The sequence below is a fragment of the Aeromonas sp. SG16 genome, assembly GCF_024436135.1.
In the GTDB taxonomy this organism is placed as follows: Bacteria; Pseudomonadota; Gammaproteobacteria; order Enterobacterales; family Aeromonadaceae; genus Aeromonas; species Aeromonas jandaei.
The window spans coordinates 232,494-252,100 of the sequence record NZ_JANFNW010000002.1 but is presented as its reverse complement, the minus strand read 5'-3'; the positions used below and the strand labels follow the sequence as shown (position 1 = coordinate 252,100).

15 protein-coding genes are annotated in these 19,607 nt (G+C 62.7%); 8 read left to right on the top strand and 7 right to left on the bottom strand.

Translation table 11 applies throughout. The features are described 5' to 3' along the window. Nucleotides 1–241: 241 nt before the first annotated feature. Complete coding sequence (cadC, locus tag NOM67_RS08285; RefSeq protein ID WP_255935742.1) at nucleotides 242–1,774, bottom strand: lysine decarboxylation/transport transcriptional activator CadC; 1,533 nt, start codon at nucleotides 1,772–1,774, stop codon at nucleotides 242–244. A 630-nt stretch (nucleotides 1,775–2,404) separates the two neighbouring features. Between cadC and NOM67_RS08280 the strand changes: the two genes are divergently transcribed. Continuing rightward, nucleotides 2,405–4,138, top strand: coding sequence for an ABC-F family ATP-binding cassette domain-containing protein (locus NOM67_RS08280; protein ID WP_255935740.1), 1,734 nt, complete (start codon nucleotides 2,405–2,407; stop codon nucleotides 4,136–4,138). Between the two features lie 64 nt (nucleotides 4,139–4,202). Beyond that, nucleotides 4,203–4,739, top strand: a complete 537-nt coding sequence (locus NOM67_RS08275) for a GNAT family N-acetyltransferase (RefSeq protein WP_255935738.1) — start codon at nucleotides 4,203–4,205, stop codon at nucleotides 4,737–4,739. Nucleotides 4,740–4,781: 42 nt separating this feature from the next. Here the strand turns inward: NOM67_RS08275 and yjeH are convergent, their stop codons facing one another. Both yjeH and NOM67_RS08265 read right to left on the bottom strand, forming a co-directional pair. Next, entirely contained in the window at nucleotides 4,782–6,059 is a 1,278-nt protein-coding gene (gene yjeH, locus NOM67_RS08270; protein ID WP_255935735.1) for an L-methionine/branched-chain amino acid transporter, read from the bottom strand. 101 nt (nucleotides 6,060–6,160) lie between these two features. After that, nucleotides 6,161–7,060, bottom strand: a complete 900-nt coding sequence (locus NOM67_RS08265) for a LysR family transcriptional regulator (RefSeq protein WP_005347867.1) — start codon at nucleotides 7,058–7,060, stop codon at nucleotides 6,161–6,163. Between the two features lie 156 nt (nucleotides 7,061–7,216). On the opposite strand from NOM67_RS08265, the gene NOM67_RS08260 reads away from it, so the two are divergent. Next, nucleotides 7,217–8,239, top strand: a complete 1,023-nt coding sequence (locus tag NOM67_RS08260; RefSeq protein WP_255935730.1) for an MBL fold metallo-hydrolase — start codon at nucleotides 7,217–7,219, stop codon at nucleotides 8,237–8,239. Nucleotides 8,240–8,330: 91 nt separating this feature from the next. Continuing rightward, on the top strand, nucleotides 8,331–9,050 hold the full coding sequence (locus NOM67_RS08255; RefSeq protein WP_208736794.1) for an ABC transporter substrate-binding protein: 720 nt from the start codon (nucleotides 8,331–8,333) through the stop codon (nucleotides 9,048–9,050). Nucleotides 9,051–9,129: 79 nt separating this feature from the next. Here NOM67_RS08255 and NOM67_RS08250 read toward each other — a convergent pair whose 3' ends face one another. After that, a complete protein-coding gene (locus tag NOM67_RS08250) occupies nucleotides 9,130–10,422 on the bottom strand; it encodes an HAAAP family serine/threonine permease (RefSeq protein WP_041208124.1) in 1,293 nt (430 codons plus the stop codon). A gap of 494 nt (nucleotides 10,423–10,916) precedes the next feature. Here NOM67_RS08250 and NOM67_RS08245 point away from each other — a divergent pair, with 494 nt between their 5' ends. Further along, the gene (locus NOM67_RS08245) at nucleotides 10,917–11,855 is read left to right on the top strand and encodes a LysR family transcriptional regulator (protein WP_255935727.1); all 939 of its coding nucleotides are present in this window, start codon (nucleotides 10,917–10,919) and stop codon (nucleotides 11,853–11,855) included. Nucleotides 11,856–11,928: 73 nt separating this feature from the next. Next, nucleotides 11,929–13,341, top strand: coding sequence for an MATE family efflux transporter (locus NOM67_RS08240; RefSeq protein WP_255935725.1), 1,413 nt, complete (start codon nucleotides 11,929–11,931; stop codon nucleotides 13,339–13,341). An 87-nt stretch (nucleotides 13,342–13,428) separates the two neighbouring features. Here the strand turns inward: NOM67_RS08240 and alsS are convergent, their stop codons facing one another. Both alsS and budA read right to left on the bottom strand, forming a co-directional pair. Next, complete coding sequence (gene alsS / locus NOM67_RS08235; protein WP_033115810.1) at nucleotides 13,429–15,099, bottom strand: acetolactate synthase AlsS; 1,671 nt, start codon at nucleotides 15,097–15,099, stop codon at nucleotides 13,429–13,431. Nucleotides 15,100–15,117: 18 nt separating this feature from the next. Beyond that, nucleotides 15,118–15,912, bottom strand: coding sequence for an acetolactate decarboxylase (budA, locus tag NOM67_RS08230; RefSeq protein WP_255935723.1), 795 nt, complete (start codon nucleotides 15,910–15,912; stop codon nucleotides 15,118–15,120). Nucleotides 15,913–16,020: 108 nt separating this feature from the next. Here budA and NOM67_RS08225 point away from each other — a divergent pair, with 108 nt between their 5' ends. Continuing rightward, complete coding sequence (locus NOM67_RS08225) at nucleotides 16,021–16,932, top strand: LysR family transcriptional regulator (RefSeq protein ID WP_255935722.1); 912 nt, start codon at nucleotides 16,021–16,023, stop codon at nucleotides 16,930–16,932. A 22-nt stretch (nucleotides 16,933–16,954) separates the two neighbouring features. On the opposite strand, the gene tyrS is transcribed toward NOM67_RS08225, so the two are convergent. Next, on the bottom strand, nucleotides 16,955–18,154 hold the full coding sequence (gene tyrS / locus NOM67_RS08220; protein ID WP_041208119.1) for a tyrosine--tRNA ligase: 1,200 nt from the start codon (nucleotides 18,152–18,154) through the stop codon (nucleotides 16,955–16,957). A 109-nt stretch (nucleotides 18,155–18,263) separates the two neighbouring features. On the opposite strand from tyrS, the gene NOM67_RS08215 reads away from it, so the two are divergent. Then, nucleotides 18,264–19,601 (top strand): peptidoglycan DD-metalloendopeptidase family protein, encoded by a 1,338-nt coding sequence (locus tag NOM67_RS08215; RefSeq protein WP_042032862.1) that lies wholly within the window; start codon nucleotides 18,264–18,266, stop codon nucleotides 19,599–19,601. Nucleotides 19,602–19,607: the final 6 nt, after the last annotated feature.

Below are 19,607 nucleotides of genomic sequence, written 5' to 3'. Positions count from 1 at the left end.
GAACGCAGGAACGCAGGAACGCAGGAAATGGATGATGCATAGAAACAACTAGCACCAACGGTGTATCCGGCACGGTTCGCCGGAAGATCACCCGGGGTAGCTCCCCACGATATGGCGTGCAGATAGCCTCTTTTCAGGAGCCTCAAGCCTGATAAAAGGCGGCCAGAAACGGCTCAGGCCACCCGAAGGTGGCCTGAGCGAAGGGCCGGATGTCATGCCGGCAGCAACAAAGGGGGCGGGATTAGAAGAGTTTCACCTTGCTCTGACCCAGTGCATCGAACAGCGCCGGGGTGAGGGTCTCCATGTTGCTGTAGAAACCGAGCTGCTGGCAGAGCAGATAGGTCTGCTCGGTCGCCTCCATCAGGAAGGCCTGACTGTAGGCATCACCGGCCTCTTCCGGGCGGCCATCCAGCTCCGCCAGCTTGCCCTGCAGTATGTAGTAGAGCACCGAGCGCCCGCGTTTTGCCGCCTGCTCCAGCAGATAGTTGGCCTGCTGCTGCTCGCTGTTGAGCACCGCCTGCAGCGCCAGCGCCTCCCACACCCGGGATGGCATTGCGCCACCGTTTTGCACCACGCGGGCGAGATGGGTTCCCACCTCCTGCAGCCGCTCGCTCTCGGACTTGCCAGCCAGGGTAGCCAGCACCTCACCGGCCAGATAGCGCTCCGCCAGCAGCAGCGGCTGGTCAGGCTGGAGCGCCAGCGCCTCCTCCAGCAGCTCGATACCGCGCTTGAGGGCGACCGGATCCCGGCTGTTGGTGTAGTAGTGAGCCTCCATCATCGCCATCAGGGAGGCGTCATCGGTCGGCCACCCCACGCCCGGCTCGGCATCCGGCTGGTCGAGGGCGCGCAGCAGATCCTGACTGCTCTCCTGCAGCACGCCATGCACGTTGTGGCGACTGAGCTGGTACTGGTGGCTGAACAGCACCCGGTTGGTGTTGATATTGCGGTACTCCAGATCGAGGTAGGTGCCGCGCGGCTGGCGCGAGACCCGCACGCTCAACTCCTTGCCAGGCATAATGCCCCCCATCAGAGTGGTGGCACCATACTGCACCCGCAGTGGCGTCGCCGCCGCCACCTCGGCCATCAGGGCACGAGTGATGCCGTCGGCAAGGCGGACGTTCTCGTTGTTGTCATCCATGCCGGAGTGGAAACGGAACACCAGCAGGTTGGGATCCAGCATGGAGTGCACCTGTGGCGCCGTGTGCTGGTAACTGAGCAGGCTGACAATGGCAACCAGAATGACGGCCACGAAGATATCGAAACTCACCATCTTCCAGCGGCTGCGGGCATCCTTGGCATGGTTGGAGATGGCGCGGGTCAGGGGCCCGGCGGGAAAAGGGGCCACATTGGAGAGCGGCTCATCCTCAGCGGGCGGACTGAGGTCGGAGAGGGTCGGATTGAGCTGGGAATTGGCAGAAGAGACCGCATGCTCCTCGGCAGCAACCAGCTCCTGCTGCGGCCGTACCGGCGCAACCAGCTTGTAGCCACGCTTGGGCACGGTGACGATATAGTCGGTCGCATCGGTGCGACCATCTTTGAGGATCTTGCGCAGTTCGAAGATGGACTGGGTCACTACCTGATCGGTCACCTCGGCGCCATCCCACACCTCGTTGATCAGGGCGTCGCGGCCAAACACGGTGCCGGCATTGCGGGCCAGAAACCGCAACAGGTTGACCAGCCGGGGTTCGAGGTAGACCTCGCGGTCGGGACGGCAGAGCGTGTTGTCGTCAACGCTCAGGGTCCAGTCATGGATCTCAAAAACCGATTCGCTCATGATTCACTCGTAGCAGATGGAGACAATGCTCGATGAGAGTGACGCAGGACCTGGGCTGACTGAACGGAACGAAGCGCTGTCACGCAAGGGCGACAGAGAAGAAGAGAACCGAAGCAGTAACATCTCTGTGAGCCAGTCTGGCCAGGCCATCCTGTTGACGTCTGAAGGGCATCCTTGCGGGCATTCCGGGCTGAGCCGGAAAAGAGCCACTTTAAGCAAAACGAGAGCCGGATCCCACTTTTTTTGCCGACAAATCACCGATGAGTTGATCCAACAGGGGGTTTGGGACCAGGGATAAGAGAATAGCGGGCCCATATGGGCAACCTCTCCATAGCCCTTTTCACAACGATGATGAATTGTTGAACCGGATCCGGCTCTCTTCTTATAATCGCCGCACCGTGCCATAACGAAACACAAGGAGGTAAAACATGGTTATCCAAGCGTGCCCGATCATTTCGGCCCGCCTGTTCGGCACATTTGCCTGCTCTTGCCTGCATACCATCGCGCTGCGATAGCGGGTTCGAGCAAAGCCGACTCCCCTCCATACCGAGACCTTTCTCGACTCTGCCGTTGTCGCCAGCGCTCCTGATGACAGGGATTTCCGATCCCGCGATTTAAGAGAGCAAGAGCATGACAACCCTGATGAGTACCCATTCCCTGCAGATGAGTGCGGGGCACCTTCCGTTATTTGACAATCTCGAACTCGGCATCCGCGCAGGTGACAGGCTCGGCCTGATTGGCGCCAACGGCTGCGGCAAGAGCACATTGCTGGCGCTGCTGGCGGGCGAGCGCACGCCTCAAGCCGGCCGTGTCGTGCAGGCCACAGCCTGCCGCTGCGAGTTCGTGGCCCAGCAACTACCCGCCGGGCTATCTACCCTCAGCACCCGCGCCGTGCTGTTTGACGTGCTGGGCAACGACCCCGCCGCCGAATGGCAGGTGGACAAGCTGCTGACCGAGTTGCAGCTGGAGGCGCAGGCCACGCTACCGGTCAGTACACTCAGCGGCGGCCAGCACAGCCGGCTGCAGATAGGCCGTGCCCTGCTGCGCCAACCCAATCTGCTGCTGCTCGATGAGCCCAGCAACCATCTGGATCTGCCCGCCCTGCTCTGGCTCGAGCAGTTTCTGCTGGGCTGGCGCGGCGCCTTCGTGCTGGTCTCCCACGATGGCCGCCTGCTGGATCGGGTCACCGAGCAGACCCTGATCCTGCGCGATGGCGAGCTGCACCGCTTCGCCCTGCCCTGCAGCGAGGCGCGAGCGGCGCTGGCCGCCGAGGATGAGCAGGCCCGCCTGCGTCGGGCTGACGAGCAAAAAGAGATCGACCGCCTGAGCGCCAGCAGCAAACGCCTCGCCATCTGGGGGCGAGAGCATGACAACGAGAAGCTGGTGCGTCAGGCCAAATCCATGGAGAAGCGCATCGCCCGCCTGCAGGAGGAGCAGAGCCAGGTGGCAGCGCTGGCCCCCTGGCGGCTCGAGCTGCGCGGAGTGAGCCTGCCTGCCGACACGCTGCTGCGACTGGAGACCCTCGACGTATCGCCAGCGCCAGCATTGACGCCGCTGCTGCGCGCCGAAGGGCTCTGGCTGCGGGCAGGAGACAAGGTCGCCCTGCTCGGAGCCAACGGCACCGGCAAGTCATCCCTGCTGCGCCAGTGCTGGCGCGAACTGGCCGCGCAGAGCCCGCAGGCCGGCTGGTACTGCCACCCCGGCGCCAGCATCGCCTATTACGATCAGTCGCTGCAGCAGCTGGCTGACGACGACACCCTGAGCGACGCCCTCTACCCGCTGGCTCCTCTGCCGGAGACGACCCGGCGTCAGGCGCTGATCCGGGCGGGCTTCCCCTATGCCCGTCACGGCCAGCAGGTGCGTACCTTGAGCGGGGGCGAGCGGGCACGGCTGCTGTTTCTCGCCCTGTCCCTCGGTAGCCACCACATGCTCTGGCTCGACGAGCCCACCAACCACCTGGATCTGGCAGGCAAGGAGGAGCTGGCCGAGGCGATTGCAGCCTTCCCGGGGGGCGTGCTGCTGGTCTCCCACGATCGGGAGCTGATCGAGCGCAGCTGCAACCGCTTCTGGCTGATCAGGGAAGGGCAGATCCGGGAGGCCCACAGCGCCGAGCGGGCCTATGCCGAGCTGCTCGGCGATGCGCCCTCGCCGACAGCAGACAAGGCAAGCCTTGCCGCCCCCGCCATGGGGAAGGCCACGGCCGGCCAGGCGGATGACGAAGAGGCGCAGCTGGCACGCTGGTATGAACTCGATGCCCTGCTCGCCGCCGATCTGGCCCGCAAGCCCAAGCACCAGACCCCGCGCCTGCAGCAGCAGTGGCGTGACGAGCTGGCGCGCCTTGCCGAGCGGCTCGGCTTTGCCTGATGCCAGCATCATCCATTACTACTCAACTCACGCGGCCAACCCGGATTGGTCGCAAGGAGTCATCATGACAGCAACGCAACCCGACATCAGACTGGACCCCGTCACCGATGCCGACCTGCCCCACATCTTCCGCGGTCTGTCGGATCCGCGGGTCGTCGCCTACTACGGCGTCAGCTACGACAGCCTGACAGCGTGCCAGGCCCAGATGACGTGGTATGCAGAGTTGACCCGTACCGGCAGTGGCGCCTGGCACCTCATTCGTGACCGGCACACGGGCGAACCACTCGGCGCCATCGGTTACAACGATGCCGACCCGACTCACCAGCGGGCCGAGCTGGGCTACTGGCTCTATCCCGAGCATTGGGGCAAGGGGATGATGAGCGCGGCGCTGCAACTGTGGCTGCCGCTCACTTACCGCACTACCGACCTGCACCGGCTGCTGGCGGTGGTGGAGGAGCCCAACCTCTCCTCCGCCCGTCTGCTGGAGCGGGCCGGTTTTCACTACGAGGGCACGGCGCGGGAGTGCGAACGCAAGGGGGATGGCTTCATCTCCCTGCGCCACTACGCCATCTTGCGCAGCGACCTGCCCGCCAGCCGCTGACAGGCAACAACAAGCCCCGCACTGCGGGGCTTTTTTCGGGGGCTACTTGATGGCGCAAATATCGTCAGAGGTCAGCAGCCGGCGTCTGCGTCGCCACAGGGAGAAGCAGCCGTAGCCAAGACTCAGCACCACCGCATAGAGCACCTGGGAGGCGAGTGCCACCAGCACCAGAGCGCAAAGCAGCACGCTCACCCCCGCCAGCGCCTTGCCCACCCCGCCAAGCAGGCGCCAGCCCGCCGCCATGCAGAGCAGGTAGACCAGCACGAAGTTGCCGTTGGCGTAGCGGATCAGCTCATCGAGCGGCAGTCGCAGCCAGATGATCAGGGTGATGCAGAGCAGGCAGATGGCGAGCACCAGAGTGAGCGCCCGCAGCGGTGCGCCGCGCGCGGTGAGCACGGCCAGCGAGGGGGGCAGCTTGCCTTCGCGCGCCATGCTCCAGATCAGCCGGGCAAAGCCCTGAATGTAGATATTGATACTGGCAAAGCAGGAGAGGTAGCCGAGCACCGCCACCAGCCACTTGGCAGTGGGGCCGAACAGCAGCGCCAGCAGGGAGGGGATGGCGGTGGCATTTTTCGCCTCATCGCCGTAGAGGCCATATTTGAGCACCACCAGCGAGTGTACCCAGTAGATGAGCCCCGCCAGCAGCACACCGCCGAGCAGGGCGATGGGGTAGTCCCGCTCCGGCCGCTTGAACTCCTCCCCCATATGGGCGAAGGCTTCCAGCCCGACGAAACACCAGAACATCACCGCCAGCGCGGTGGCCATAGGGGGCCACTCGTCCGCGCTCGGAAGCGGTCGCGCTACGTCGCGCCAGCTCACCTCCCCCTTGAACCAGATGAGCAGGGTCAGCCCCAAAATGGCGAGCGCAATCAACAGTTGCAGGTTGCCGGAAGAGCGCGCCCCGCGCAGCCCCAGCAGAAAGACCCCGAGCAGGGTCAGCAGCTGGATGGCCCAGAGGGTCCACTCCCCCATCTCGAACAGGGCGTGCCAGAAACCGGCGGCAATCATCAGGGCGGCGGGCAGGCCCACCGGCAGCACAGCCAGGAAGAGGAAGGCGGAGAAGCGCTCGGCGCCGTTGCCAAAGGCGAGGCCGATGAGGTGCGGCGCACCGCCGGCATGGGGATAGCGGCGGCCGAGGCGGGCGAAGGTAAAGGCGATGGGCAGCACCAGCGCAATCAGCAGCAACCAGGCCCAGAGCGAGGCCCCGCCCGCCAGCGAGGCGGCAGTCGCCGGTACCACGAAGATCCCGGTGCCGAGCAGCGAGGTGGCGAGCAGCCCCATCCCCTGCCAGAGCCCGAGATCCTTTTTCAACCCAGACATATCCTTTTGTCCTGACTAAAAAAACATCCCGCCATGTTAGGCCTGCCCCGCTCCTTTGTTAAGTACGATGGTTAAGCTCGGTGGCGAAAATATGCAGCCTTTTATTCAGGCTCGGGCTCAGCTTGCAGGGATTCGGCCAGAAAATCCCCCAGCAGGGTGATCTTGAGCACCTGCCGCCGCGCCGCCGGATAGATGAAGTAGAGGGTCTTGGCCGGGCTCTGATAGTTGCCAAGCAGCGGCAGCAGACGCCCCGCAGCGATATGGTCACGCACCTGTTCGGCGGGCTGCAAGGTGATGCCGGCCCCCGACAGCGCCGCCGTCAGCAGCGCCGGCCAGTGGTTGATGCGCAGGCGCGAGGCGACCCGCACCTCCTCGCTCTGGCCATCGCCCCCGACAAACTGCCAGCGCTCGTGCTCGCCCCAGTTGCCGTGCAGACACTGGTGGCGGGCGAGATCGGCCGGATGACGGGGCACCCCGTGACGATTGAGGTAGTCGGGCGCAGCGCAGAGGCGGTAGTGCTGGGTCAGCAGCGGGCGGGCAATCAGCGCCTCATCCTGCGGGCGCAGGGTACGGATGGCGGCATCGAACCCCTCCTCCACCAGATCGACCCAGCGCGGGGTAAGCTGCAGATCCACCTCCAGCTTGGGGTAGCGATCGAGAAAAGCGGGCAACAGCGGCACCAGCCGGTGATGGCCAAAACTGAGGGGGGCGGCGATGCGCAGCCGTCCGGCCGGCTCGGCCAGCAGGTTCTGGGTAAGCGACTCGGTCAGAGCCAGCTCCTCCAGCACCCGCTGGCAGCGAGCGAGAAAGAGCTGGCCCAGCTCGGTGAGGGTCTGCTGACGGGTGGTCTTGTGAAACAGCTTGCCCCCCAGCCACTGCTCCAGCCCCAGCACATGCTTACCCACCATCTGGGCGCTGATCCCCTCTTCGCTCGCCACCGCGCTGTAGGAGCCGAGATCCACCACCCGGGTGAAGATACGCATGCTGGTCAGTCGGTCCACAACCCCTCCTTTTTGCCCGTTTCAAGGCCATTTGGCCTGCGACAAGGGCTCAGATTCACAACCAAAAGTTTAGTAAGAAATGATTTTTAGCCAATTTATCGCACTTTTGGTTACCAATATAGTGGCCAGCAACGCCACCAAACAGGACATATCCCCATGAAAAGCACCTATCTGGCCGCCCTGCTGGTCGGTCTGCTGGCCACCGGTGTCAGCCAGGCGGCCGAAAGCAGCTTTATCAGTAACCTCGATCACGCCCCGGCCACGGCAACTCAAGCCCAGCCCGATATCTTCCGGGTCAGCCTGCTCGGTACCGGCACCCCGGTGCCCCAGATCAGTCGCGGCGGCTACAGCACCCTGGTCGAGGCGGGCAACCAGAAGCTGGTGTTCGACTTTGGCCGCAACTCCGCCACCCGCCTGTGGCAGCTGCATATCCCCATCGGCCGGGTCAACGCCTTCTTCCTCACCCACTTCCACTCGGATCACACCAACGGGCTGGCGGATCTCTGGCTGACCGGCTGGCTGCAACCGGCCTATGGCCAGCGCCACGCGCCGATGGAGCTTTACGGGCCCAAGGGCACCGATGCCCTGGCTCACGGCCTGCAGCAGGCCTACGCCACCGATATCGCTACCCGGGTCAAGGATGAGGGAACGCCGCTGGACGGGGTGAAGATCAACAGCCACGAGGTGACTGCCGGGGTGGTCTACGACCGGGATGGGGTCAAGGTAACCGCCTTTGACAACGATCACGGGGTCAACATCAAACCCTCGTTTGGCTATCGCATCGACTACCACGGCCACAGCGTGGTGCTCTCCGGCGATACCCGCTACAGCCCGCAGGTGGTGAAAGAGGCCAAGGGAGCGGATCTGCTGGTGCACTGCGTCTCCATGACCTCGGCCGAGCAGATGAAGGCCAACCCAGGTTACAAGGCGATCGCCGGTCACCTCGCCTCCCCCGAGCAGGCCGCCCGCGTGCTGAACGAAGCCAGACCGGCCCTGACCGTGTTCAGCCACATAGGGCTCAACGGCAAGATCACGGTCAAAGATCTGGCGCAGGATCTGCGTGCCCGCTACACAGGCCCCTTCGTCATCGGCAATGACCTGATGCAGATTGACCTGCCCACCACGCCGTCCGGCAAGGGCTACGCCCTCTGGCAGGCGGAGAACATCGACAACAAATAGGTGATGTGGATGCCGGTCAGTCATGACCGGCATCCGCAATCGGCACCACAGGGCTATCTTTAAGAGGTGTTTGACCACAAGGAGTTATCTCATGAGTCTGAAATGGAAGCACCTCGCCCTGGCCACCCTTCCCCTGCTCGGCATGTCGGCAGCTCAAGCGGCGCAGTTGACCAGCCTTGAATGGCCCCCCTACACCAGTGCCAGTCTGCCTGAACAGGGTAAGACCAGTCAGGTGGTGACCGCGGCCTTTGCCCTGGCCGGCGACCCGCTGACCATCAAGTTCTACCCCTGGCAGCGGGCGGTGGACGAGGCGACCAACAACCCCGAAGTGCTCGGCTATTTCCCCGAGTATCTCGATCCCAAGAGCAGCTGCCTCTTCTCCGATCCCATCGGCCACGGCCCTCTCGGCTTTGCCCAGCGGGCCGATCAGCCGGTGAGCTGGCAGAGTCTGGACGATCTGAAGGGCAAGAAGATCGGGGTCGTCAGCGGTTACGTCAACACTACCGAGTTTGACCAGAAGGTGGCCAGCAAGGCGCTCTCGGCCGATGCCACTACCTCGGATAGCCAGAACCTGCTCAAGCTCGGTAACGGCCGGCTCGATCTGGCGGTCATCGACCAGAACGTGATGACCTATCTGCTTGAGAGCGATCCCCATCTCAAGGGGGTCGCCGCCAACCTCGCTTTCAACAGCAAGATCCTCGAGGACAAGTCGCTCCATGTCTGCTTTACCAACTCCGCCAAGGGCAAGGAGGCGCGGGACAAATTCAACAAGGCGCTGGCCAGCGACGAGGTGAAGAAGCTGATGAAGTAGCGCTCTTCGCCGCAAACAGCCATAAAAAAAGCCGCCTCTTGCGAGGCGGCTTTTTCATTCAACAGATTGACCGGCGTTATCAGGCAATCAGCTTGTAGATGATACCGGACATGGCGATCAGGCCGATGATGGTCACGAAGCCGTTGCTGATGTTGCCAGCGTATTTGCGCATGGCAGGAACCTTGGCGATGGCGTACATCGGCATCAGGAACAGCAGCATCGCGATGATCGGGCCGCCCAGATCTTCGATCATGCCGAGGATGCTCGGGTTGATGGTAGCGATGGCCCAGGTGGTCAGGATCATAAAGATCGCGGTCACTTTGTTCAGCTGCTTGACGTCAACATTCTTGCCCTTCTCGCGCAGAGCCTTGGCCATCAGGCCGTTCATGCCCTCTTGCGCACCCAGGTAGTGACCCAGGAAGGATTTGCTGATGGCAACCATGGCGATCAGCGGAGCCACAGTGGCGATAACCGGGTTGTCGAAGTGGTTGGCCAGATAGGACAGGATGGAGATGTTCTGTTCTTTGGCAGCAGCCAGGTCAGCCGGGGAGAGGCTCAGTACGCAGCTGAATACGAAGAACATAACGGTCATCACCATCATGACGTGGGCGCCCAGCAGGATGTTGCTGCACTTCTTCTCGGCGTTCTCACCGTAACGACCTTTGTTGTCCACCGCGAAGGAGGAGATGATCGGGGAGTGGTTGAAGGAGAACACCATTACCGGGATAGCCAGCCACAGGGTCTTGATGAAGTCGCCGTTGAAGGCATCACCCAGCGCCGGAGCTTCAGTGATGATGGCACCGTTCCAGTGCGGGATCAGGTAGAGCGCCAGGCCCATCAGGGTGATCACGAACGGGAATACCAGCACGCTCATCGCTTTGACGATAACCTGGCCGCCGAGGCGAACGATCGCCATCAGACCGAGGATCAGCGCCAGAGACAGGATGGCACGGGGAGGTGCAGTCATGCCCAGCTGGTGAACCATCAGGCTCTCGACGGTGTTGGTGATGGCTACTGAATACATCAGCAGGATCGGGTAGATGGCAAAGAAGTAGAGCAGAGTGATGAACTTGCCTGCGGTCTTGCCGAAGTGCTCTTCTACTACTTCAGTGATGTCGCCATCACGGGTAGAACCGGACAGCACGAAGCGGGTCAGGCCACGGTGGGCGAAGAAGGTCAGCGGCAGGGCCAGGATCAGCATGGCAACCAGCGGCCACAGGCCACCTACACCGGCGTTGATCGGCAGGAAGAGCACACCGGCACCGATTGCGGTACCGTACAGGCCCAGCATCCAGACCACATCGGCCTTGTTGATGCCACGAGCGGCGTTGCTGGCTACACGACCATCAGCTGCAATATTCATGTCAGACATAAGTTGTTCCTGTCATCTAGGAAAAATGGGATTCTTGTTCATTCGGGCCTTGGCCCGGTTCCATCTCCCTGGAACGCCTGCTCTTCTTCCCTGTAGCTCTCACGCCCCGGCAATCTGGTCATCACTCCATGTAACAACAAGAATGCAACAAACAACGGCATGAGTTTTTGACTCTGAGGGGGGACACCTGCCTGCCTTAACAACTCGACAACATGCGTCTCTCTCGATGGGGTGACTTTAATTAAATGACCTTATTAATCACAGCGTTTTTTTGAATTAATCAACCAAAGTTTGATTCGAGTCGCCTTTCGGACGACTAAGATCACACTCAAGGCGCCTTGTTGTGAGTTTTTTTTAACATTTAAAATTAGTTTCACTGGATTCAATGAATTTTGATGATTTACACTTTTAAAACAAACAGCCATTTTCGGGTGGATTGTATGCAGCATCCCCTTGGCGTACCCTTGTGACTCACGCCTTTTTGTTGACTCAAGATGACCATAACCCGTACCGATCTCGCCGAACTGGCGGTGTTTGCCGCCGTCGCCCGCCACCGCAGTTTCAGCAAGGCCGCCCTCGAACTCGGTGTCTCCGCCTCCGCCATCAGCCACAGTCTGAAGGGGATGGAGGAGCGACTGGGGGTGCGGTTGCTCAACCGCAGTACCCGGGCCGTGGTGCCGACCGAAGCGGGCCAACGGCTGCTCAAGCAGCTGCTCCCCACCCTCAATACCCTGGAAGAGGCGCTTGCCGAGCTGGCCCGCAACAGCGATGAACCGGTGGGCAGGCTCAAGCTCTGCGCCCCGCGCAATGCCATCGACAGCCTGCTGGCACCGGTGCTCATCGACTATCTGGCCCGTTATCCGCGGATGCAGGTGGAAGTGGTGGAGCAGGAGCTGATGCCGCGCATGATCGAGGATGGCTTCGATGCCGCCCTCTTTTACGGGGATCTGCTGCCCAAGGAGATGATCGCCATTCCGCTCGGGCCGCCCCAGCGCTATCTGGTGGTGGGCTCCCCCGCCTATCTGGCGCAAAACGGCACGCCGGAGCACCCGAGCGAGCTGAGCCGCCACGCCTGCATCGGCTATCGCCTCACCCCGCACCACCACTACCGCTGGGCCTTTGCTGCCGATGGCAACCTGCTGGAGATCGAGGTAACCGGGCCGCTCACCACCAGCACCCCGGCTCTCTATCTGGGCGCTGCCGAAGCGGGTTTGGGACTGGCCTACTGCCTTGAGGAGGAGGTGAGCCAGAAGGTTGCGGAGGGGAGACTCATCACGGTGCTGGAGCCCTGGAGCCCCACCTTTGCCGGCTTCTATCTCTTCTATCCGAGCCGCCATCAGCTCGGCAGCGGGCTGCGCATCCTGATCGACATGCTCAAGGCGCACTATCAAAACAGCGAATTGCTGAGTAATACTCAGCAATTCATCAAGTAGAAACCGGATTATCACCAAAAAAGTATTAATCTAGACTAACTGTTCGATAACCGAGCAAATCGAGAGAACAGATATGTCTGCCTACTTCACATTACGGCAACGGGCCATGACCCGTCGCTTCTGGGCCTATGCCCTCCCTTCGATCCTTGCCATGCTGGTGTCCGGTGCCTACTACCTGGTCGATGGCATCTTCGTCGGCCACTATGTGGGGGCGGCCGGTCTTGCCGGCATCAATCTGGTCTACCCGGTCATCATGGTGCTGCTCGGTCTGGCCGCCATGATCAGCATGGGTGCCGCCACCGGCATCTCCTACCAACAGGGCGCCCGCAACTTCGCGCTGGCGCGCAAGACGCTGGTCAATGCCCTCTGGCTGCTGCTGGTGCTCGGTATTACCGCCCCCATCCTGCTCTATTACCTCCACACCGATATTCTGCTGGGGCTCGGCATCGAGCAGGGTACCGAGACCTGGAAGCAGGCGAGCGACTATCTGCTCTGGATTGGCGGCGGTACCCTGCTGCTGGCAAGCAACCTGGCGGTGCCCTACTTGCTGCGCAACGACGGTCGCCCGAAACTGGCCATGGTGCTGGTGAGCAGCGGCGCCGTGCTCAACATCCTGCTCAACTACGTGATGGTGGCCAGACTGGGGCTGGGACTGATCGGTACCGCCCAGGCGACCCTGATGGCGGAAGGGGCGGTGAGCCTGATCGGCCTTGGCTACTTCTTTACCCCCTGGGCCCGACTGCGCCTCGGTTGGCGCGACATGGTGCCGAGCCTGCCTACGGTGCCGAACCTGCTCTTTACCGGTCTGCCGAGCCTGATTGCCCAGTTCAACCTCGGCCTGCTGCTGATGCTGCACAACAGCCAGCTGATGGTGTATGGCAATGTGAAGGATCTCGCCGGCTTTACCGTGGCCGGTTACACCGAGGCGGTCTTTATCGTCATCCTGCAGGGGCTGGCCTTCGGCATTCAGCCGCTCATCAGCAAGGCGGCGGGGGCCAAGCGCAATCGCGACCTCAAGTATCTGATGGAGATGGGGCTCAAGTTCACCTTCATCTACGGCATGCTGGTCTGGATCACCATCCAGCTGCAGCCCCAACAGGTAGCCATGCTCTATACCGGCGATGACGACCCCGAGCTGCTGGCCGCCGCCGTCAGCAGTCTGCTGCTCAATCTGGGCGCTATTCCGCTGGAGGGGATCATCATGTTCGGCATCGTGCTGCTGCAATCCATGGCCCGTACCCGTCAGGCGCTGGTCATCTCGATTGCCAAAACCTTGCTGCTGCTGCCGCTCATCTTCCTGCTGCCGCTGCTGTGGGGCCGTGATGGGGTACTGATGGCCCAGCCGGCCACCGTGCTGCTGCTCACCCTGCCGCTCTGCTGGCTGCTGTGGCGTGAATGGCTGCGCCTCAAGCGCGCCTGCGCCCCCACAACCAAGCGCCGCACCAAGCCGGTCAGGGCCGACGGGGCCATTCAACTGGCTCGCTAAACTCTGCCCAAACCCTGCCTGCAATCGGCATAAAAAAAACCGGCATCCCTGATGCCGGTTTTTTCATCTCTCAGCGCCCGAGCCAACTCAAGCCATCACTTCCGGCCTGAGCTGAGCCATCAACCCGGGGTTGTCGCTGTAATCCACCGGAATGGCCACCACGGCCGGCCCCTCCACCGCCAGCGCAGCGCGCAGGGTGGCGCGCAGCTCGTCGGCCGAACGCACCGCAAAACCGGCCGCCCCGAACGACTCGGCGTAGCGCTTGAAGTCGATGGCACCGAACGACACGCCGGAGGTGCGGCAATACTTCTGCTGCTCCTGGATCGCCACCATGTTGTAGCCGTTATCGACCCAGATGATGTGGACGATATTGCTCTTGAGCCGCACCGCCGTCTCCAGCTCCATGCTCGACTGCATGAAGCTGCCATCCCCCGATACCGAGATCACCTTCTCCCCCGGCCGCACCAGCGCGGCGCCGATGGCCCACGGCAGGGCGACCCCCATGGTCTGCTGACCGTTGGAGATAAGCACCTGACGGGCGCGGAAGCTGTAGAGGTAGCGAGCGATCCAGATATGGAAGCTGCCCATGTCGACGCAGAGGGTCATGTCATCGCGCACCAGATCCTGCAGCTCGCGCACGATCCGCAGCGGATGCACCGGCGTGCCGTGCAGATCGTCGGCCCGCATCGCCAGCCGCAGCCGCTGCTGACGCACCCCTTGCAGCAGGCGATCTACCTCGGGGATGCGCAGCTTGGGCGAACCCATCCGGCGGGTCAGTTGCAACAGGTTGGCGCGGATCGACCCCAGCAGCTCCGCCGCCGGGCAGTAGCAACTGTCGATATCGGCGGGCAGCACATCGATATGGAGGATGCGGCGCACCCGGTCGCCATTCCACAGCACGGGGTCGTACTCGATGGGGCTGTAGCCGATGGCAATCACCAGATCGGCCCCTGCCAGCAGCTGATCCCCCGGCTGGTTGTTGAACAGCCCCACCCGCCCGGCGAAATCATCGAAGTGGCAACTGTCGACCACCCCGGCCGCCTGATAGGTGCCGGTCACCGGCAGCCGCGCCTTGTCGAGAAAGGCGCGTACCGCCTCCGCGTTCTCCGGCCGGCTCGCCATCAGGCCGAGCAGCACCACCGGATTTTCCGCCTCGCGAATGAGCTCGAGCGCCTGTGTCATGCTCGCCTCGTCGGCGGCGCCGGGCTCCGGCATCTCGCGCGGCACCAGCACCTCCCCCTGCACCGGCTTGTTGATGATGTCCATCGGCAGGCTGACAAAGGCAGCACCCGGGCGGCCAAACTCGGCGGCCCGAAAAGCATTGGCCATCACCTCGGAGAGGGCGGCCCCGCTGTTGACCTGAGCGCTGAACTTGGTCACCGGACGGCAGAGGTTGACCGTATCCATGCTCTGATGGGTGAGCTTGAGGCAGTCGGCGCGGCGCACCGCACCGCCCAGCGCCACCATGGGGTCCCCCTCGGAGGTGGCGGTCGCCAGCCCGGTAATAAGGTTGGAGCAACCGGGGCCCGAGGTGACCAGCGCCACCCCGGCCTTGCCGGTCAGACGCCCCACCGCGGCAGCCATAAAGGCGGCGTTGGCTTCGTGGCGCACCACTATGGTCTCGATGGGGGAGTCCTCCAGCGCATCGAACACCCGGTCAATCTTGGCACCGGGAATACCGAACACCTGCTTGACCCCCTGCGCCTCCAGATGGCGCACCACCAGCTCGGCGCCGCACTTCCACTGTCTGTTTTCCATGATATTGCTCCTTCTATATCAGCCTTCTGCGGCCTGAATGGCGCGATCGAGATCGGCGGGGTTGAGGTCGGCCTGCCGGAAAGCGGGATCCGATGGCAGGGCTAGATTGAGATGACGCACCACGGAGAGACGCAGGGTGCCGTGGGCCATGGTGTAGTCGAGCAGATGACCGCCGCCGCTGCGATCGGCGGTGATCATGTGCTCGTGAAAGCCCGCCACATTGATCCCCTGCACAAACGGCGGGCAGCGAAAGCCCACCAAAGTCCCCGACACCGCGGCAAAGCGGAACAGCGGCTGCTGCTCGATGGCCTCCAGCATGGGGCGATAGGGCGGCTCCTGACGCGGTACGGTACGCACCTTGGCCGACTCGAACTGGCCATCGAGGCGCATGGCGACGAAGACGTTGTCGGAGCCCACCAGCCGGTCAACCCACTGGTGAATTTCGTCGCGGCTGAGGGGATGGTCGAAACGGCGCTCCAGACAGGGGCGAAAGTGGGTCATCACCGCAAAGGGGGTCTTCTGATCGGCGCGGGCGGGCCGGGCCGAGCCATCGGCCCGCAACTGGTGGATCTGGCGCTCGAAGGCGATCAGCTCGCCATCGAGGTGGTTAAAGGTACCGAGACCAAAGTCGCCGTGGCGCAGCAGCTCGCTCATGGTGGTCTCCCCTTCGTAGACCCCCGCCAGCAGGGCGCTCATCAGCGAGCTTTGGTAGATCTCGCCGCCATCGTGCTGCCTGCGCCAGCGGGAAAACTGCTGGCTCACTTCGAGGGCACACGCGCATCCGGCACTGTCAGATGTTGCAATACGTTCCATTCGGGTTTCACCTCCGGCCTGAATCCTGTTAGCGTTCGGATTCAATGGTGACCCGGATCACATTTCAACGCCAATACACCGATCCCGCGACTTTGAGACTCTTTCGATATGGAACTGCGAACCCTGCGCTACTTCATGGCGGTCGTCGACAAACAGAACTTCACCCGGGCAGCCGAGGCGCTCAACATGGCCCAGCCGCCCCTGAGCCAGCAGATCCGCAAGCTGGAGGAGAGCCTCGGCACCCCACTGCTGCGCCGTCTCACCCGCGGCGTCGAACTGACCGAGGCGGGCGCGAGCCTCTATCGGGATGCCACCCAGATCCTGACGCTGGCCGATGCCGCCAAACAGAAGGTGAAGCGGATCGCCCGCGGCGAGCAGGGGGCGCTGCGCATCGGCTTTGCCGGCTCCACCGTGCTCCACCCCGCGGTGCTGACCCTGTTGCACGACTATCGGGAACGCTACCCCGAGGTGGCGCTCACCCCGCAGGAGGGCACCATGCCGGCACTGGTAGAGGCGCTGTGCCACGACCGGCTCGATGCCGCCATCCTGCGCCTCCCCTGCAGCGGCAGTCAGGGGCTGGATCACCACCTCATCGAACAGGAGCCGCTGCTGATCGCCCTGCCCACCAGCCACCCCAAGGCCAAGCTCGGCCCCATCGCTCTCGCCAGCCTGCGCGATGAGAGCTTTATCCTGTTCCCCCGCGAGATTGGCCCGGGCCTTCACGACGGCATCATGGCCCTCTGCCGGGAGGCGGGGTTCGAGCCGCAGCTCGGCCCCGTCTGCCCGCAGGTGATCTCCACCGTCGGCATGGTGCAGGCGGGCTTTGGCGTGACCCTGGTGCCAAGCTCGGTGGCGGCGTTGCGCCCGGTCGGGGTGAGCTATCACCCCATCGCCGGCAGCGGCCTGATGACCGCCATCAGCCTCGCCACCCGCCCCCACCCCGGCAGCGCCGTGCTGCGCCGCTTTATCGCCCAGATACAAAAAAGGCCTCCCGAAGGAGGCCTTTTGCGGCAATCTTGATGCCTTGCTTGACGGTCGCGGTTTACTTGACGGTCACGCGGGCGAACTTGCGCTTGCCGACCTGATAGACGGCGGTACCGGCACCGATGAGTGCCTTGCCATCTTCCAGCTTCTCGCCATCAACCTTGACCGCGCCCTGCTTGATCATCCGCAGCGCTTCGGAGGTGGTGGCCACCAGATCGGCATCTTTCAGCAGGTTGGCAATGGCCAGACCTTCACCTTCCAGAGCCAGCTCGACTTCCGGCATTTCGTCCGGAATGGCGTTCTTGGAGAAGCGCTGGGTGAAATCTTCGTGGGCCGCCTCGGCTGCCGCTTCGTCGTGATAGCGGGCGATGATCTCTTTGGCCAGCCAGATCTTCACGTCGCGCGGGTTGAGAGTGCCGGCAGCGATGCCCGCCTTGAACTCTTCAATTTCAGCCAGCGGACGGAAGGAGAGCAGCTCGTAGTAGTTCCACATCAGATCGTCGGTGATGGACATGATCTTGCCGAACATCTCGCCCGGAGCGTCGTGAACGCCGATGTAGTTGCCTGCGGACTTGGACATCTTCTTGACGCCGTCCAGACCCACCAAGAGCGGCATCATCAGCACGCACTGGGTCGCCATGCCGGCATCTTTTTGCAGCTCGCGGCCCATCAGCAGGTTGAACTTCTGGTCGGTACCGCCGAGCTCAACGTCCGCCTTCAGCGCGACCGAGTCATAGCCTTGCAGCAGCGGATAGAGGAATTCGTGAATCGCGATGGACTGGCCGTTGCTGTAGCGCTTCTTGAAGTCGTCGCGCTCCATCATGCGGGCCACGGTCTGCTTGGCCGCCAGCTTGATCATACCGGTCGCACCCAGCTCGCTCAGCCAGCTGGAGTTGTACTCGATGCGGGTCTTGGCCGGGTCGAGGATCTTGAACGCCTGCTCGGCATAGGTGAGGGCGTTGTGCTTGATCGCCTCTTCGGAGAGCGGCGGACGGGTGGCGTTCTTGCCGGAGGGGTCACCCACCATGGCAGTGAAGTCACCGATCAGCAGGATCACTTCATGGCCCAGATCCTGGAAGGTTTTCAGCTTGTTGAGGATCACGGTGTGACCCAGGTGAATGTCGGGGGCCGTCGGGTCCATGCCCAGCTTGATGCGCAGCGGGCGCCCTTCTTTCAACTTGGCAACCAGTTCCTCTTCAACCAGAATTTCTTCCGCTCCGCGCTTGATCTCGGCTAGCGCCACCTCGAGCTGGGACATTTTTTGACTCTCCATCACGATTCCACAGGGCCAAACATATTACTGGAATGGCGGGCCAATTGGAAAGGCTGTAAAATCCGTCCATTCTGCCCGACTTCATCTGCATCTCATGGTTATTTGGCACGCCTTCAACTCTCTCCCTCACTGGCACCGCAAGATGGTGCTGATTTTGAGCATCATGATCATGATGCTGGCGGCCTGGCCCAGCGAACAGGCGGTCGCCACCCGGGTCGATGAAAACGGCAACGAGATTGCCCTGCGACAGCAACAGGAAGAGAACAGCGACGACAATCTGCCCCAGGACGACATCACCGCAGATGCCGTGCAACCGGCCACCCCGCCCAAGCCGAGCTATGTCACCAAACATGTGAAGGTGCGTCGCGGCGACAACATGGGGGTGATCTTCCAGCGTCTGGGGCTCAGCACCACGGATCTGCACCTGATCGACCAGCTCGATGACAGCAACCCGCTGCGCATGTTGCAGCCGGGGCAGGAGCTCACCTTCAAGCTGACCGAAGATGGCCAGCTGCACAGCCTCTACTACCCCCACAGCTTGGAGCAGGCGCTCAAGGTGAGCCGAAAGGATGACACCTTCGTCGCCCGCAGCGTCAAGATCGCCCTCGACACCCGTGAACAGGTGACCAAGGGGGAGATCCGCTCCAGCTTCTGGAGCTCCGCTGTCGAGGCGGGCATGACCGAGGATCAGATCATGGACTTGGCCGCCATCTTCGGCTGGGACATCGACTTTGCTCAGGACTTGCAGCCGGGCGACAGCTTCCGGGTGGTCTACGAGGACAAGTTCCGCGATGACGAGCGGGTTGCCTCCGGCGATATTCTGGCCGCCGAGTTCGTCAACCAGGGCACCGCCTACCGCGCCGTGCTCAATGAAGATGGCAACTACTACACCCCGGAAGGCAAAGCGATGCGCAAGAGCTTCCTGCGCGCGCCGGTCAACTTCAAATACATCAGCTCCAACTTCAACCCGCGCCGCCTCCATCCGGTGACCGGCAAGATCCGCCCCCACAACGGCATCGACTATGTGGCGCCGGTAGGCACCCCCATCATGGCGGCAGGCTCCGGCAACGTGGTGGCGGCAGGCTACAACCAGTTCAACGGCAACTACGTCTTTATCAAACATGCCGGCAACTATGTGACCAAGTACCTGCACCTCTCCAAACGCACCGTCAACAAGGGGCAGCGGGTCAAGCAGGGGCAGACCATCGGCCTGTTGGGTGGCACCGGTCGCGTCACCGGGCCGCACCTGCACTATGAATTTGTGGTGGGCGGCGTACACAAGAACCCGCGCACCCTCAACCTGCCGCAGGCGGAGTCCCTGAGCGGACGCGAGCTGGCCAACTTCAGAAAACTGGCGACACCGCAACTGGCCAAGCTCGACAGCCCCGAGCTGCAGCTGGCCCAGAACAAGCGGGAGAGTCGCGGCAACTAAAGCCTT

What these genes read in the sequence shown, in the direction of transcription:
- NOM67_RS08240 (WP_255935725.1), top strand. Translation starts at nt 11,929, where the DNA reads ATGTCTGCCTACTTCACATTACGGCAACGGGCCATGACCCGTCGCTTC.
- budA (WP_255935723.1), bottom strand. Translation starts at nt 15,912, where the DNA reads ATGGAACGTATTGCAACATCTGACAGTGCCGGATGCGCGTGTGCCCTC.
- NOM67_RS08260 (WP_255935730.1), top strand. Translation starts at nt 7,217, where the DNA reads ATGAAAAGCACCTATCTGGCCGCCCTGCTGGTCGGTCTGCTGGCCACC.
- NOM67_RS08250 (WP_041208124.1), bottom strand. Translation starts at nt 10,422, where the DNA reads ATGTCTGACATGAATATTGCAGCTGATGGTCGTGTAGCCAGCAACGCC.
- NOM67_RS08275 (WP_255935738.1), top strand. Translation starts at nt 4,203, where the DNA reads ATGACAGCAACGCAACCCGACATCAGACTGGACCCCGTCACCGATGCC.
- NOM67_RS08215 (WP_042032862.1), top strand. Translation starts at nt 18,264, where the DNA reads ATGGTTATTTGGCACGCCTTCAACTCTCTCCCTCACTGGCACCGCAAG.
- tyrS (WP_041208119.1), bottom strand. Translation starts at nt 18,154, where the DNA reads ATGTCCCAGCTCGAGGTGGCGCTAGCCGAGATCAAGCGCGGAGCGGAA.
- yjeH (WP_255935735.1), bottom strand. Translation starts at nt 6,059, where the DNA reads ATGTCTGGGTTGAAAAAGGATCTCGGGCTCTGGCAGGGGATGGGGCTG.
- NOM67_RS08225 (WP_255935722.1), top strand. Translation starts at nt 16,021, where the DNA reads ATGGAACTGCGAACCCTGCGCTACTTCATGGCGGTCGTCGACAAACAG.
- NOM67_RS08245 (WP_255935727.1), top strand. Translation starts at nt 10,917, where the DNA reads ATGACCATAACCCGTACCGATCTCGCCGAACTGGCGGTGTTTGCCGCC.
- NOM67_RS08280 (WP_255935740.1), top strand. Translation starts at nt 2,405, where the DNA reads ATGACAACCCTGATGAGTACCCATTCCCTGCAGATGAGTGCGGGGCAC.
- alsS (WP_033115810.1), bottom strand. Translation starts at nt 15,099, where the DNA reads ATGGAAAACAGACAGTGGAAGTGCGGCGCCGAGCTGGTGGTGCGCCAT.
- cadC (WP_255935742.1), bottom strand. Translation starts at nt 1,774, where the DNA reads ATGAGCGAATCGGTTTTTGAGATCCATGACTGGACCCTGAGCGTTGAC.
- NOM67_RS08255 (WP_208736794.1), top strand. Translation starts at nt 8,331, where the DNA reads ATGAGTCTGAAATGGAAGCACCTCGCCCTGGCCACCCTTCCCCTGCTC.